Annotated in this window: 12 protein-coding genes; 6 read left to right on the top strand and 6 right to left on the bottom strand. The window is 35.7% G+C overall.

The features are described from left to right. Positions 1–7: 7 nt before the first annotated feature. The 5 genes from MHH85_RS00060 to MHH85_RS00040 form a co-directional block, all read right to left on the bottom strand. Entirely contained in the window at positions 8–1,501 is a 1,494-nt protein-coding gene (locus MHH85_RS00060) for an aldehyde dehydrogenase family protein (protein WP_340705594.1), read from the bottom strand. A 113-nt stretch (positions 1,502–1,614) separates the two neighbouring features. Beyond that, positions 1,615–2,508 carry a 4-hydroxy-tetrahydrodipicolinate synthase gene (gene dapA / locus MHH85_RS00055; protein ID WP_053418929.1) on the bottom strand — a complete coding sequence of 298 codons (894 nt, stop codon included), beginning with the start codon at positions 2,506–2,508 and terminating at the stop codon, positions 1,615–1,617. A gap of 22 nt (positions 2,509–2,530) precedes the next feature. Beyond that, the gene (locus tag MHH85_RS00050; protein ID WP_340705593.1) at positions 2,531–3,433 is read right to left on the bottom strand and encodes a proline racemase family protein; all 903 of its coding nucleotides are present in this window, start codon (positions 3,431–3,433) and stop codon (positions 2,531–2,533) included. Then, entirely contained in the window at positions 3,434–4,474 is a 1,041-nt protein-coding gene (locus MHH85_RS00045; RefSeq protein ID WP_340705592.1) for a proline racemase family protein, read from the bottom strand. After that, positions 4,474–5,646 carry an NAD(P)/FAD-dependent oxidoreductase gene (locus tag MHH85_RS00040; RefSeq protein WP_340708104.1) on the bottom strand — a complete coding sequence of 391 codons (1,173 nt, stop codon included), beginning with the start codon at positions 5,644–5,646 and terminating at the stop codon, positions 4,474–4,476. The genes MHH85_RS00045 and MHH85_RS00040 overlap by 1 nt, the downstream gene beginning before the upstream one ends. A gap of 339 nt (positions 5,647–5,985) precedes the next feature. On the opposite strand from MHH85_RS00040, the gene MHH85_RS00035 reads away from it, so the two are divergent. The 5 genes from MHH85_RS00035 to MHH85_RS00015 all read left to right on the top strand — a co-directional run bounded on the left by MHH85_RS00035 (position 5,986) and on the right by MHH85_RS00015 (position 11,545). Beyond that, positions 5,986–7,683 carry a sigma-54 interaction domain-containing protein gene (locus tag MHH85_RS00035; RefSeq protein WP_340705591.1) on the top strand — a complete coding sequence of 566 codons (1,698 nt, stop codon included), beginning with the start codon at positions 5,986–5,988 and terminating at the stop codon, positions 7,681–7,683. A 92-nt stretch (positions 7,684–7,775) separates the two neighbouring features. Next, complete coding sequence (locus tag MHH85_RS00030; RefSeq protein ID WP_053418989.1) at positions 7,776–8,030, top strand: (2Fe-2S)-binding protein; 255 nt, start codon at positions 7,776–7,778, stop codon at positions 8,028–8,030. Then, positions 8,027–8,365 (top strand): (2Fe-2S)-binding protein, encoded by a 339-nt coding sequence (locus tag MHH85_RS00025; RefSeq protein WP_053418933.1) that lies wholly within the window; start codon positions 8,027–8,029, stop codon positions 8,363–8,365. The genes MHH85_RS00030 and MHH85_RS00025 overlap by 4 nt, the downstream gene beginning before the upstream one ends. After that, a complete protein-coding gene (locus tag MHH85_RS00020) occupies positions 8,358–9,581 on the top strand; it encodes an NAD(P)/FAD-dependent oxidoreductase (protein WP_340705590.1) in 1,224 nt (407 codons plus the stop codon). Before MHH85_RS00025 ends, MHH85_RS00020 begins: the two co-directional genes overlap by 8 nt. A 410-nt stretch (positions 9,582–9,991) precedes the next feature. Continuing rightward, positions 9,992–11,545, top strand: coding sequence for an alanine/glycine:cation symporter family protein (locus MHH85_RS00015; RefSeq protein WP_340705589.1), 1,554 nt, complete (start codon positions 9,992–9,994; stop codon positions 11,543–11,545). A 331-nt stretch (positions 11,546–11,876) separates the two neighbouring features. Here the strand turns inward: MHH85_RS00015 and MHH85_RS00010 are convergent, their stop codons facing one another. Beyond that, entirely contained in the window at positions 11,877–13,574 is a 1,698-nt protein-coding gene (locus MHH85_RS00010; protein WP_340705588.1) for an acyltransferase family protein, read from the bottom strand. A gap of 1,034 nt (positions 13,575–14,608) precedes the next feature. Here MHH85_RS00010 and MHH85_RS00005 point away from each other — a divergent pair. Next, positions 14,609–16,228 (top strand): SH3 domain-containing protein, encoded by a 1,620-nt coding sequence (locus tag MHH85_RS00005; protein ID WP_340705587.1) that lies wholly within the window; start codon positions 14,609–14,611, stop codon positions 16,226–16,228. Positions 16,229–16,262 lie beyond the last annotated feature (34 nt).

The following is a 16,262-nucleotide window of genomic DNA, read 5'->3' as shown; positions in this document are numbered from 1 at the left end:
CGATTAATTATGAACGTTTAATATTCACAAATACACTCTTAACCTCAGTATAGTTTGCTAGACCATATTCTCCACCCATTTCTCTACCAACTCCGGATTTTTTATAGCCTCCAAACGGCATTGTTTCCCACTCAAGACCAAAATCATTAATCCATACAGTTCCTGATTGTAAGCGGTTGGCGATATAATGACCTGTTTTAATATTCTCAGTCCACACGCTAGCAGCTAAACCATAGTCACTATCATTTGCACGTCGAATAACCTCATCAACTGTATCAAATACAAATACAGCAAGTACTGGCCCAAAAATCTCCTCACGAGCAATAGTCATATGATCTTCAACATCTACAAAAATAGTAGGTTCTACAAAATATCCTTTATCAAATGGCTTGCCGCCACCTGCAACTAATTTTGCACCTTCAGCTTTTCCTTTTTCAATATAGCCTAAAACAGTATTTTGCTGTTTTGCAGATACTAATGGGCCCATATCTGTTGACGGCTCTAAACCACGTCCTAGTTTTAACTGATTAGCTCGCTTCACTAATTCCCCAACAACATAATCATGATGTTTGCGGTGAATAAACAAGCGCGAGCACGCACTACAGTTTTGACCGTGGTTGTACATAATCCCATTGAAAACACCTTCGATAGCTTCTTCCAAGTTAGCATCTTCTAAAATGATGCTCGGTGATTTACCACCAAGCTCTAATGTCACACCTTTAATTTGCTGTGCAGCTGTTTCCATTACTTTTTTACCTGTCGCAGTAGATCCTGTAAACGCCACTCTATCAACATGAGGATGTTCTACAATTGCTCCACCTGCTCCTTGACCTGATCCTGGGACAACATTTACAACACCATCTGGGAAACCAGCTTCTTTAAATAATTTAGCCGCGTATAATAACGACAATGGCGTTTCTGCCGCTGGCTTAATAACTACGGTACAACCTACTGCCAGAGCAGCTCCAAGCTTCCAAGCGGCCATCGCTAACGGGAAATTCCATGGAATTATCTGCCCTACAACCCCCACTGGCTCGTGAACCGTATAAGTTACGTAATCAGGAGATACCGGAACTGTATTGCCTAAACTTTTTGTTGCCCATCCTGAATAATATCTAAAATGCTGAATAGTACCATCGATATCATCCGCCAAAGCCACTTCATACGGTTTACCATTATCAAGTGACTCTAATTGTGCAAGTTCCTCACGATGTTCTTCTAATAAATCTGCAAATTTGTACATAAGACGTGATCGCTCTGCGGCTTCTAATTTCGTCCATTCACCCTCATCAAAAGCTTTCCGAGCTGCGGATACTGCTACATCAATATCATCTGCTTGAGCCTCACATACTTGTGTAATGATTTCCTCTGTAGCAGGATCAATTACGTCTATCGTTCCCCCACTAATCGATGGTACGTATTCTCCGTTAATATACAAGCCAATGGTTCCGTTTAGAAATTCTACTACTTTTTCTTTTAAACTATAATTAATCGTTGTCATACCCTTACTCCCTCCAAAATTAAATTCACCAAAAACAATCCTCTATTAGTTGTTCACTAAGAGAGGATTATTTTCTCTTTACTGTCATATTCCTTTAATAGTTTTCTATTAAACTATTGTGGTACTGTTTCTACATTTTTAATAAGTTCTTGTAATTGTGCTTCTTCTTCCTCATTCAATGGTAAGCGTGGTTTACGTGCTGGACCACCCGCTAATCCCTTAATCTCCATTGCGCGTTTAACGATTTGCACGTATTTTCCTGAACCTTCAAGGAAGTTACATAATGGTAATAAGCGATCATATACTGACCAAGCATTATCTAAATCGCCATTTTGTACACTCTCATATAGTTCCACCGCTAATTTTGGCGCAATATTACCTGCTACTGATATCCATCCTGTCGCTCCAACTAGGAATGACTCTAATACTAAATCATCTGCACCACAGAATGTTTTGATAAAACCTTTACCTTGGCGTGTAATATCACGTACTTTACGGATTTCACCACTTGATTCTTTAATATGTGTAATATTCTCTACGTCACGACCGACTTGTAAAATCGTTTCTTGGCTAATATTTACGCCAGATGTAAACGGGTTATTATAAATCATTATTGGTAATTTCACAGATTCTGCTACTTCTTTGAAATGCTCGTATATTTCATTTTCTTTTGGATGAGCATAGTATGAATTGATTAATAATGCTGCATCAGCACCTGCTTCTTCAGCTTGTTTTGTAAACTCAATTGCATCAGCAGTCGTTTCTGCTGCTGTACCAACAATTAACGGTATACGACCATTTACTTGTGCAACAGCGATTTCAACAGCTTTAAAACGTTCTTCTTTCGTTAAACTAACAAATTCTCCTGTACTACCATTAATCGTGATACCACCTACGTTTTGTGCAACAAAATACTCAATATTGTTTTTGAATCCTTCCCAATTCACTTCACCATTGTCGAACATAGGTGTGATTAATACTGGAAATACGCCTTCTAATTTTGTCATGTTAATTCCTCCTCAAATTTGTTTAAGCTAATATAAAACCGTTTTCTAACGGATCTTCCCGATCGAATATAAACTGATGTATACCTGTCACAAAAGCTTCTGTTGAAATACTATAAAGCGCTCCACTTGAATCCTTTTGCACTTTAAATGTACTGTTGAAAATACTGGAATTTTGTATTACTTCTTTCTGATAAACTTTTGCAATCGCAAGAGTACTATCGATACCTGGTGAACGTAAAATATAGCCATCACTCTCAAACGTTACTGAGCGTACTTGAGAAATATCATCAGTATCTTGCTCTATTAAAATGACACCCGTAACATTTATACCTTTTTCCACTAAGTTACGAATTTTTCCTTTACCCCATTTACTAAGTGAAGCTAAATTCTCCAAAGTAATTTCTTGAGCTTCATTTTCCTTCTCAAATAATGCATACTGTCTCTCTGCGTCTATTACTACTAGAGGCGTATCCTGAGAATTCTCAACTATTAAATCACTTGAGTGACGAAGTGTTACAGCAATAACTTCACCATCAGCTATTTCAGCATGTAACTCAAAAATCCCATTCACTGTTTCAACGGTATAAAGGTGTGAAGATTTTTGTTGTAAATTCCCTGTTTCTAATAGTCCTGTTAAAGTTGCAATTAAAGACTCGCATTTAAAATTACTTACTCCTTCATGAGTAAAGAATAGTAGGCTAAAATCTGCTACAACTGATGGTAGAACGATGCATCCGTGCATACCTCGATGGCCTCTAGGTTCTTTTAGCAACAGATTTTTAGTATTTTCAAATTGTGATTGTAGTTTTTCGTGATTCATTTTAATGTTATTTTCTGCAAAGGTGATGGGTGATTGAATTATGATACGGTATGCCTCTCCCGCAACATGCGCATCAATCGTGCTAAACATTTTCTCAAACTTCATTTAGACACCTTCTTTCTCTGTTTCATGTTCCATTGGTGGAATAAGTAGGAACCCTTCTTTTAAAGGATCACGTTCATTATAGAAGAAGCGATGCATACCCATAAGCCAAGCCGAACCGGTTACTTCAGTAATCACTGCATCTAATTGTTTAACTTTCGTTTTTTCTAATACTCTCGCTTTAAATAGAGTACCCACAATACTTTCATGTACAAAGAGCTCATCTATGCCAATTTCATCTTTACTAAACAATGTAGCCAGTTTTGCAGAAGTCCCTGTTCCACAAGGTGAACGATCAATTCCCCCAGGAGGAACAATTACTGTATTTTTCACATCTGCCGTTGGATGAACCGGATCTGTAAAAAATTCAATATGTGTTAGACCACGGATAAACGGAAATTCAGGATGCACAATATCTTCACGCTCATTGATAGCGTTACGAATTTGAATACCTATGTCGATAATGGTAGATGCATTGTTTTCAACTAATGGTAGATCCAATGATCGAGCATCTATAATTCCATAAAAATTCCCACCATAAGCAATGTCACATTTCACTTCCCCAATATCCGCCACATCAATTTCAATAGACTTCAATAAAAATGCTGGAACATTAGCAAAAGTTACTTCTTTTGCTATGCCTTTTTCCACCTTCACTTGTACATCTACTAATCCTGCAGGTGTATCTACTTTAATATTTGTGTACGGTTCAACAACCGGCACCATTCCTGTTTCAATCAATGCCGTACACAGACCAATTGTGTCGTGTCCACACATTGGTAAATAACCGCCTGTTTCTACATAAATTACGCCTACATCTGCCTCTGGATGACAAGGGTCCGTAATAAAAGCACCGGACATCACATCGTGTCCACGAGGCTCATTCATCAAAAATTTTCTAATCCAATCATAGTTTTGTTGCATGTAGAGCATTTTTTCAGACATAGTTTTACCTTTTAAAGGTGGTAACCCACTAACTAATGTTCGTGTTGGATTCCCTCCCGTATGAGTATCAACGGTTGTAAATAATCTTTGCAGATTCATTAGGTCAACATCCTTTCCCTAAAACGTTGTAATCTTAAAGGTTCAATTGGAACACAAGTAGCTTTTTCAGTAAGCATTTCTTCAATTAGTTTTCCAGTCACAGCTGCTAAACTAATACCATCACCTTCATGTCCTGCTGCAACATAAAATCCAGGAATATGTTCAACTTCAGAAATTATAGGTAAATGATCCTCTGTCCATGGTCGTAATCCTGCATACGTTCGAATTACTGTCATATCAGCCATTTTAGGATAAAAACGAACTGCCCTCTTTGCTATATACTTCGTTACTTCATGGTCTACTCTTGTATCAAACCCAGCAAACTGGCGGCTACTACCAATTAAAAAATTTTGACTCTCTGTTGGTTCAAAAACTAAAGCAACACCGTATTGTTCAGTCGCTTTATCCACCTGTCTTTCTCCACCGAATTTCGAAATTAAATAACCAAATTCCATCACTTTACGCAGACCAACCGGCTCTTGACGAGATGCCACAATAAGCTGACCTTTCCTTGGTAAGATGGGGATATGTACATCTAACATTTCACCAATTTTTGGAGCCCAAACTCCGCATGCATTAACTACTTTATTTGCTGAAAAGATGCCATTTGATGTTTCGATTGTAAATCGACCATCAGGATCCTTCTTTATATGCTTTACTTCAATATTTTTATGAATTCTTGTACCTTGCTTTTCAGCACTATGAAACATAGAAAACGTCAACATATATGGGTTTACAGTTGAGTCAGTTGCACACTCTAGCCCCCCATATAAATCATCTGCAAAATATTTTGATTCGTTGCGTAAATCTTGTCGATCTAACATTCTAAAATCGAGGCCAGCTTCTTGTTGCCTTTTCACCCATTGATTTGCTGCTTCCATTTCCGCATCATTTTCACAAACTAAAATACTACCCGGATTTCTATATTCAAAAGGTATTTCTAATTCATTGCTCAATTTATGAACAAGTTCCTGGCTTTTTAAAGACATTTGGCTATCAAAACCTGGATCTTTATCTATTGCTAAAATATTGCCGTCGCATCTTGAGGATGTTCCACTAGCTAGTTCATTTTTTTCAAGTACTGATATATCTAAACCAGCTTTTGAGCCATAATACGCGATTGCTGCACCAATGATCCCACCACCTATCACAACAATATCTCGATGTTGTATAGCACTCACTATGTCTCCTCCTTTTTCTTTCCGTCAGCAATATATAATGCAGGAACCGTGCCAACTTTTAATTTTGCTCAGAAAATATCACGTATTTAATAAAAATTGATAAATAAATCAATATAATAAACCTCTCTATTTCTGTTGTATTGAATTATCTATTTAGCATTCATCTTATAAAATAAAGATGAATTGCTAAAATAAAATCACTATTAATATGTAACAATCCATTTTTAAGATATTTTTAGAATTGATGGATTAACTTTCTATTTTTTCTTATATTGTGTAAAATAAATTAGACAATTCTAATTTATTAAACAATTAAGGTAGGGGATATTTATGAATAATGAACAAAAATTACTTCTTAAGCTCTTATCAAAAAAATTTTCAATACTGAATTCAAACGAACTTTTAACTTCTTCATTACAAACTAATCCCTCAGAACAAACTTTTTTTCGTAATGATACTGGGGAAATATTTATTAAATTAGATGATTCACGAATCTTTTGCGATATCTTTTCTTTGGATACTCCGATATCAACTATTCTTAATGCTTGTAAGCATAATAAGCCTTTATTATTTACTATGAATGGTGACTTTATCGGCTATACTTCTAGCACTCTATTACTTTCAAATTTATTTGCAGAGCACATAAAAGCTAATATATTTTTTGATACGATTTTAAATACGATTGATGAATCTTGCACAGTTATTGATGAAAATCAGAACATATTATATTGGACAAAAGGAGCAGAAGAGTTATTTACGTTAAAGGAACGTGATGTATTAGGTCGACCGATCACTGATTTTTTCCAGGCTGAACACCTCGAAATTCTAAATTCATTGCAAAAGGGTACATCTATTCAACACGCTCAGCATCAGCCACGAGAAGATTTAGTTGTAAGAATTAACTCAAATCCAGTAATTTGGCAAGATACTATTATTGGGGCAGTTGTCTCAGAAGCTAACATTACAAATCAAATTCGTTTAAATAATGAGCTTTACGAGACTTCAGAAAAATTATTTTCTTTAGAAGAAGAAGTAAGGAAAGTAAAAAATGCTGATAATCCCTTCACTTACATAAAAGGAAATAGCCCTACACTAAAAAAGACATTAGAGAGAGTAAAAAAGGCTGCTACAACGCATGCCAATATTTTGATTAATGGTGAAAGCGGTGTCGGAAAAGAGTTATTTGCTAAAGCTATCCACACTATTAGAGAAGATGATAAAGCTCCATTTATAGCTATTAACTGCGGTGCTATCCCGCCAGGACTATTTGAAAGTGAAATCTTTGGTTATGAAAAAGGAGCATTTTCAGGAGCAGATCAAAAAGGGAAAAAAGGAAAAGTAGAACTTGCAAAGGGCGGAACATTATTTTTAGATGAAATCGGTGAAATGCCACTCGATATGCAGGTTAAAATCTTACGGCTTCTGCAAGAAAAGAAATTCTATCCTGTTGGGGGTACTAAGGAAATTGAAGTTGATTTCCATGTTGTTGCAGCTACTAATCGTGATCTTATGGACCTTATTAAAGAAGGAAAGTTTAGGGAAGATTTATATTATCGCTTAAACGTAGTTAACATTAAAATTCCTGCTCTACGTGAAAGAATTAGCGACATAATCGAATTAACCCATTATTTCTTATATGAAATTTCTATTAAGTATAACCGCCCTGTTCACGGTATTTCTCAAGACATACTACAAAATCTAATGAACTACTCATGGCCAGGAAATATTCGCGAACTAAAAAACGTAGTTGAAAGACTTGTTGTATTCTCTGATAACGGAATCATAAAATCTGAAGACTTACCAATTGAATTACATGTTCCCTCTATTACCAATAGTAAAAAAGAGGAAAGCGATTCTTTGAAACAATTCGATTCCCTTCCCTTGAATCTCCAATTGCAGGAATACGAAAAAGATATATTACTTAAAGAGTTACATAAAGCCGATGGGAATAAAAATACATGTGCAAAAAATCTTGGTATCACCCGCGCTACACTTTACAACCGTCTAAATAAATTAGGCATAAAATAACTACAGTTGGTTTTTGGCATAGTTCTTGCATTTATTTTAAGAATAGATTGCAAACATTTTTGAAAGTGGTGAGCGTATTGTCAGAAAATAACATGATAATTTGTAGATGTGAAGAAGTAACTTACGGGCAATTGGTCGAGACAGCAACAACCTACGATTGCACAGCACGCGAACTAAAGCTTCGCACTAGAGCGGGTATGGGCTACTGTGGAGGTAGAACATGCCGTAATTTAGTCGACAGTATAGCTAATAAAGTCCAACCGCGTAACGAGAAACAAGTTTCCTTGAAATATCAGCCACCTATTCGTCCAATTCACTTCGGAGACTTGGGGGGTGTAAATAAATGACAATGCGTATTATAGATCACCCGGTATTAGGACGATTAAATGACTCAAATACAATTTCATTTACATATAACGGTGAAACACTAACAGGTTTATTAGGAGAGTCTATTGCTGCTGCTTTATTGGCAAATGGTATTCGTACAATCCGTTATCATGAGGAGAGCGGTACACCAAGAGGTATTTACTGCAATATTGGACATTGTTTCGAATGCAGAGTACATGTTAATGGCCAACAAGGAGTCCGTGCATGTTTAACACCTTTAGAGGAGAATATGGACATCATAAGTGGTGGAAAATTACCGACACCTGTTCGTGATTGGAGGGCTAATAATGAATAATGCTATCGTAATCGGTGCAGGGCCTGCAGGCTTATCTGGGGCTATCTCCATGGCACAACAAGGATTCAAAGTAACAGTTATTGATGAATATATGAAAGCTGGTGGTAGATTACTTGGTCAATTATATGAAGAACCAACAGGTGGTTGGTGGAATGGCGTCAAGGAATCCGCAAACCTATATAATAGCGCACTAGCATTAGGTGTTGATTTTAAATTAAGTACCCCAGTCTCTAATATCGAAAAAATTGATGGCCAGTGGGTTGTATATACTAATGAACATACCTATACAACACCAAATTTATTATTAGCGACAGGTGCTGCTGAATCGCCAATCCCTATACCTGGGTGGACGCTACCAGGTGTAATGTCTGTAGGCGCTGCTCAAGTTATGACAAATGTTCATCGTGTTAAACCAGGGAATAAAGGCGTAATAGTAGGGGTCAATGTACTTTCTTCTGCGATTGCAATGGAGTTAAAAATAGCAAATATAGAAGTTGCATGTATTGCTTTACCTAAGCTAACAAAGGTATCGGAAGAAACTGGGAATCCATTAGCCGTAATGAATTCCTTATTAAATGTGGCTCATATGGCTCCTTCCCAATTAGTAAAAATGGGCAGTAAATTAATGAAAAATGATTTTCTAAAGAAAATGGGCATCACCTTCTATCCTAAAAAAGGGATGAAAATGTGGGATATTCCCATTATGCTTCGTAAAGCTGTTATTGAAATCTATGGTAATAATTCTGTAGAAGGCGTTGTCCTAGCAGATATTAGTCCATCCGGTGAAATAATCCCTGGGACAGAAACAAAAATTAGTGCTGATTTTGTCTGCATTGCTGGTGGCTTATATCCTTTAGCAGAATTAGCCGCTTTAGCAGGCTGTCCATTCCATTGGATTGAAGAACTTGGTGGCTATGTTCCCCTACATAATGAGACGATGGAAACAGTTCTAGATGGCCTTTACGTAGCTGGTAATATCACAGGGATTGAAGGTGCTAAAATTGCTATTAAGCAAGGACATTTAGCGGGTTTAACAATTGCCAATAAAAATTATAATGGCAAATTAGAACACGAGATACAAGATGCACTTAAACAATTGAACTCAACTAGGGCAAATGCATTTATTCAATTCCACCCGGATATCAACATTGGAAAACAAAAATTACAGCAATACTGGATAAAACATCAACAAGATATAAAACTAGTAAAAAACTAAAAGAAAAAGAGCCCCTCCATTCAAGTTTAGCTTAACTAATGGAGTGGCTCTTATTTTATTTTCAAAGTAACCCCAAAAAATCTTGGCACAAAAATTGCATAATCTATAACTCAGGAAGGAATTATTCATTTTAGATTTAGAAAGGAGCGTGAATATACTACATCAGTAAATCTCAACCACTACTATCCAATGTCAACTGAACTTACTTTTACAAAGGGGGTAATTTTTAATAAGTACTTTATTCCTTCATCTATTTTATTACTAAGAAAATATCGAGTTCACCAAATAACTATTTAGAGTTATACAGCATGATGCTTCAATCATATACGCCACTGAGTAATGCAGTTATTGAAATTTTATCATTTAATTATTGTTATAAATTCTATTTGCAATCATGAGGGGGAGTCAAGATGGAGACAATCGTAACTTGGTTAGTAGATCAGGTGTGGAGTACAGGACTAGTTGTATTTGCTTTAGGAGCAGGTTTATTTTTTACGCTTATGACAAAGTTTGTGCAGTTTAGATACTTCAAAGAAATGATCATGCTACTATTTGAAGGTAAAAATTCTGATCATGGTATTTCTTCTTTCCAAGCTTTCTGTTTAGCTTTATCAGGAAGGGTTGGTATAGGGAATATTGCAGGTGTTGCTACAGCTATCGCATTTGGTGGACCAGGTGCAGTATTCTGGATGTGGGTTATGGCTCTACTAGGCGGTGCCAGCGCTTTTATCGAATCTACACTTGCTCAAGTTTATAAAAGTAAAATAGGTACTCAATATCGCGGGGGGACACCTTACTTTATTGAAAAAGGATTAAAGATTAAATGGTTTGCGATATTAGTCGCTATTGTTGTGACAATATCTTACGGTATATTACTGCCAGGCGTTCAATCAAACAGTATTGCATCAGGTTTTGAAAACGTTTTTGGTATCAATAAAAGTATTTCCGGCATTATTATCGTAGTGCTTTTAGGGGTTATCATTTTCGGTGGTGTTAAACGTATTGCAACAGTTGCCGATAAAGCAGTTCCGTTTATGGCTATCGGATATGTAGCAGTAACACTTATTGTATTATTTGCTAACTTTTCAGAAATTCCAGCTATGTTCTCTCTTATCATCTCAAGTGCATTTGGTGCACATGAAGCATTTGGTGGTATTGTAGGAGCGGCCATTTCATGGGGTGTCCGTAGAGCGGTATTCTCAAACGTAGCAGGTGTAGGCGAGGCAACTTATAGTTCTGCAGCAGCTGAAGTATCTCACCCTGCTAAGCAAGGTCTTGTACAAGCATTTTCTGTATATATTGATACAATTGTCGTCTGTACAGCAACTGCCTTTATGATATTAATTTCAGGTATGTATAGCGTAACACCTGAAGGTAAGGCACCGATTGTTGATAATATGAAAGGAATCGATGCAGGCCCTATTTATACACAATCCGCTGTAGAGGCTGTATTACCAGGGTTCGGAGGCATTTTCATATCAATCGCAATATTCTTCTTTGCTTTCACGACTTTAATGGCTTATTACTATATCGCTGAAACTACATTAGTATATTTAGACAAACACACAAAATTCCGTTGGCTAAATTTTGTGTTGAAAATTGGGTTATTAGGTATGGTCTATATTGGAAGTGTAGAATCCGTTTCGTTCATTTGGGCTTTAGGTGATTTAGGTATAGGAAGTATGGCTTGGCTTAATTTAGCTGCTATTTTGTTACTTTCTAAGCCAGCCTTAAAAGTATTAAAAGACTATGATAGTCAGAAAAAAGCTGGTTTGGATCCGATATTTGACCCTAGAAAAGTTGGCATTGAAAATGCTGATTTTTGGATTGATAAATGTGATGAAATGAATAGTAAGAATGGAATGGCTGCAATTCTCGATCCAAAGGAAGCTGTTGTTGAGCATGCCAATTCATTAATTAATAAAGAAGATAAAGTAACAAGAAAAACTCCTCTCAACAAATAATACTCTCATTCAATAACATGAGTAGTTTATTACTCAACGTACTAGTATTGAATATCTATATTTAGTTTTGCAAAAAGCCTCCAAAAGTTAGAATATCAACTCTTGGAGGCTTTTATATAATCTAGTTATGCAGTTTTTTTTATTAATTTTCACTTATCATTCATAGATTGCGCTATAGCTTCGCGAACAATTGTGGCATAAAATTCGCCACCCTTTTCATTTGGATGAATCATATCAGGATAGAAGATGTCTTTATCATTATTTGTTTCACTATACCAATCTACTAATGTTACATTACTATTTTTTCTTGCAGCTTCACTTAATTTTTTATTTACCCCGTCTTGCCAATTGCTTTTAATAATGTATCTAATTGCGTTGTACTAAAATCGCCATTAGAACCAAGACCTATTACAACAACTTGTCCGAGTTTACCTTGGCTTTTTAAATCCGTTACAACTTTCGAAGCATCGTATACTTGACGACCTATTTGGGCGTCAACAATAATTTGAGGTATTTTCTTTTGTAACTCCGTAGCAGCACTTAACATAACCGAATCACCAATCGCACTAACTGATACTTCACTTGGTATTTCTTGTGCCTTTTTAGCCTTTTCTTTTTCTAAAGCTTCAACTTGTTCTTTTGCAGCTTCAGCTTTCGCCTTTGCTTCTTCGCGTCTCTCTTCTTCCTCTTGAATCATTTTCTCTTCATTAGCTTTCTTTGCTTCTATATTCTGTTCTTGCTGTACTTTTTCAAGTTTTTGTTGTTCTGCTATTAAATGTTCTTCCAATTGTTCACTCGCAGACTGCTTAGTTGGCGTGAAAATCATCCCTAAAATAAAAATAATCAGTACACATCCACCTATTGCTGAGCCAATACGATACGGTAATTCCCATTGAGCCCACGACCATGACCATTCTTTCGATTGAAAGTTTTTTAGCCATATCCGCCATTGCCCTCTGCGAATCGGATCCTCCACATATCGCCAAGATAATCCAGCAAATAATAAAGTTAAAATAATAATAACCATTAATTTAGTAAAACTTATTTGCTCATTTCCAACTCCTGCTCCCATTAAAACAACGATAGGAAAATGCCAAATATAAATTCCGTAAGAGCGTACCCCTATCCAAATAAGAGGTTTAAAACTAAATAGATTTCCTATAAAACTTGCCGGATGCACTATAACTGCAATTAAAATAGCAGTCACAATTGAAGCTAATAACATACCGCCCATATATAAAAACGAACCTGCCTCATCCATCGTCATCATCATTAATACTAATAAGGCAAAGCTAATAATTCCTACAATGTTAAGAAGTTTTTTAGCATCATCTGTAACGTTTTTAGCAAGCTTTCTACTTGGCCATACAAATGCCAACGCTGCCCCTATTAAGACTGAAAATGCTCGAGTATCTGTGCCATAATAAACTCGACTTGGATCCACACCTGGTTCATACATTACTAACATTAAAATAGCAGATACAAGTGCCCCTAAGAAAATACCTATTGCAAGAGTTCCTCTATTCTTAACTACTTTCAAACCAATCATCATAATAATTGGCCATAATATGTAAAATTGCTCCTCTACAGCAAGTGACCACATATGTTGCAACGGGGATGGTGGAGCAAACGACGTAAAATACGAATGATCCTGTGCTATGTAAAACCAGTTGCTAACATATAAAACTGCCGCTACAATTTCTGAACGTAGCCCTACTAAAAACGTTCTCTGGAAAAGTGTAATCCAAGTACCAACTAGGACTAACATGATAAATAATGCTGGGATTAACCTTCTAAAACGTCGAATCCAAAATCCTTTCAGATCAATCCTGCCAGTCTTATCCCATTCATTTACTAGTAAATCTGTAATTAAATAACCTGACAAGACAAAGAAAATGGTTACACCTAAATATCCACCGTCTACTGATTTAAAATGTAGATGATATAGAATGACCGCCAATACTGACAAAGCCCTTAGTCCATCCAAACCACTTATATATCTGCGATTATCTTTCACTGGCTTTGGCATTACACTACCCCCTAAATACGCACTACTGTTTTCTATTTATATTTGACGAATTAAACAAAAGAATAGTTTTCAAAATATAGTTTTTTCTTCAAAAAACTATATTTATTTATTAGTTAGATCATGTTACTTCTATACTGCTCCTAGCATTTTATAGCAAACTCTCTATTTATTCATAAATAGAACTACTTAATTTCAAAAAGTACTTTCTCCTATTTATTTTCAAATTAAACCCAATAAAAAAATACCTTCCTGATTTACATTAAAGTAAATCTAAAAGGCAACTTTTTAATGTTTTAGTGCTCGTTTTAGTATGTTTTTTTAAATCACAATTTGAATATAATGAAAACCCGGAATAACTTACCAATAATAATATAGTGTGAATTTATCTGTAATGTAGTATGTTAAAAAGTAACGTATGTAATCTGCACGTTAAATATGAACCTAGTAATTATATATAGTCTAAAAACTCATTAAACCTTCCATATTTCACTAGCAATTCCATAGAGTCACTGTACTTTAGCTCCTATCCTATCATTATTAAACCATTTCCTTTTCAAGTTAAAGTACAACCTCGATATTGACTCTGATTTAACATATCTCTCTTTTTTCCATGTATTGCACTTTGATTTTACAGGCTCAGATACGTTACCTTTATGCTTCTCACTACCACATAAAAAGCTAATCTCGTACATTTTTCTGACGTGCTTTTCATACCTCGGAAAGCCTCTCAAACCTTCTACATCATTTCAGAGATATTGATATTTTCAAAAAAAACATTTAAATCAAATGATTCTATTTACTTATCGAAAATACCACCACAGAAACAATACTTTAGTCACCTAAATATATTTATTTGGTTATATAGATTCATTTCTATATAACACACTTAAAGGTGATTTAATAGTTATATATAGATTAATTTTATTAAAAAAACATTACATTTAAGTAACAAATAATATAAAATTCTCACGTTTTATTTAAAATACGCCTTTTTTACTAAATAAGCATTAATATAGCGAATGAGGAGGTATAGAATGAAAAATACTAGATTCAAATTCATGTTTTTACTTCTCCTATGTAGCATATTAATCATTCCTTCCTTTGCCGGTGCAAGACAAGCAAACGCTGCGTCAACCGTCACTATGAAAGTGAATGCTGAATCACTCAATATGCGATCAGGTCCAAGTACAAACTACAAAGTTGTAAAAGTTTTAAAAAAGGGCAACAAGGTAACAAAGATTTCAACAAAGGGTACTTGGACAAAAGTGAAATCTAGCAGTACAACAGGTTGGGTTTCTTCAAAATATGTTGTGAAAGTCTCAACAACAGCAACGTCAAGTACTACGAAAAAAGCCATCGCTACAGTAAGCAATTTAAACATTCGCAGTGGAGCTGGAACCTCGTATAAAAGTCTTGGTAAGCTATCTAAAGGAACATCAGGAACAGTCCTTGCTGAAAAAAACGGCTGGGTACAAATTAAAACGAGCAAGTATACAGGTTGGGTAAGTAAATCGTATGTCTCTATTACGGCTAAGCAAAGCACTTCAACTGGCAGTTCAAATGGTTCAACAGTAAAACCAGCAGCAACTTCAACTGCTAATGTTGGTAAATATTTTACCGTAAAAGTTGATTCATTAAATGTTCGAAAAAGTTCTTCAGCTAGTTCCACAAAATTAGCAGTAATTAAAAAAAATAGCTCATATAAAATTCTTGCTCAGTCTAGTAATAATTGGGTTAAAATTACATACGCTACAGGCAAAACAGGTTGGGTTTCTGCAAGTACTAGCTATGGTAAAATTACAAAAACAAAGCCAACAACTACATCTAACGGTAATTCAAATACAGGGACAGTAGTACCCTCAGCTGACATTGGAAAATACTTTACTATTACAGCTGATTCTTTAAACGTACGTAAAAGTGCTTCAGCAACTGCAACAAAATTAAGTGCTGTTAAATATGGCAGCTCATTTAAAATTTTGGATAAATCGAGCAATAACTGGATTAAAATTACATATGCTACAGGTAAAACAGGTTGGGTTTCTGGCAGTTACGGTAAAATTACAAAATCTAAACCTACAAAACCCGTATCAAATGATGGGACAAATTCATCAGGTGGTTCTTTAAGTGGTAAGGTTATTGTTGTTGATGCAGGTCATGGAGGAACAGACCCAGGTTCTGTCGCAAACGGTGTACTAGAGAAAGATTTAAATCTTCAAGCTGCATTAGCTTTGCGATCAAAATTGCAAGCTGCGGGTGCTACAGTGAAAATGACACGAACTACGGACATTTTCCCTACATTATATGACCGCGTTGCCTTTTCAAATATGATGAAGCCGGATGCTTTTATAAGTCTTCATCATGATTCTGCTACAGCTTCAGCTCGTGGTTTCAGCGTTCTATATACAAAAGGGAAAGAAAGTACTCTTGCCTCATACGTCAAACAGGGAATGAGCAGCTCACTACCGAACATGGTTAATCGTGGACACAAATATCAAAATTTATATGTACTCAGAGAAAATCCACAAATCGGCGTCCTTGTTGAATTAGGTTTCATTACGAATGTGCAAGAAGTCCAAACTTTAAAAACGGCTACTTTCCGTAATTCTGCAGCAAACGGAATTACAAATGGTTTGATAAACTATTTTAACAAGTAAAATGAAAAAGAAACGCCTCTCTAATCAGGGGCGT

Source organism: Viridibacillus sp. FSL E2-0187 (assembly GCF_038006425.1).
Classification (GTDB): domain Bacteria; phylum Bacillota; class Bacilli; order Bacillales_A; family Planococcaceae; genus Viridibacillus; species Viridibacillus arvi.
This window is presented reverse-complemented; position numbering and strand designations above follow the sequence as displayed.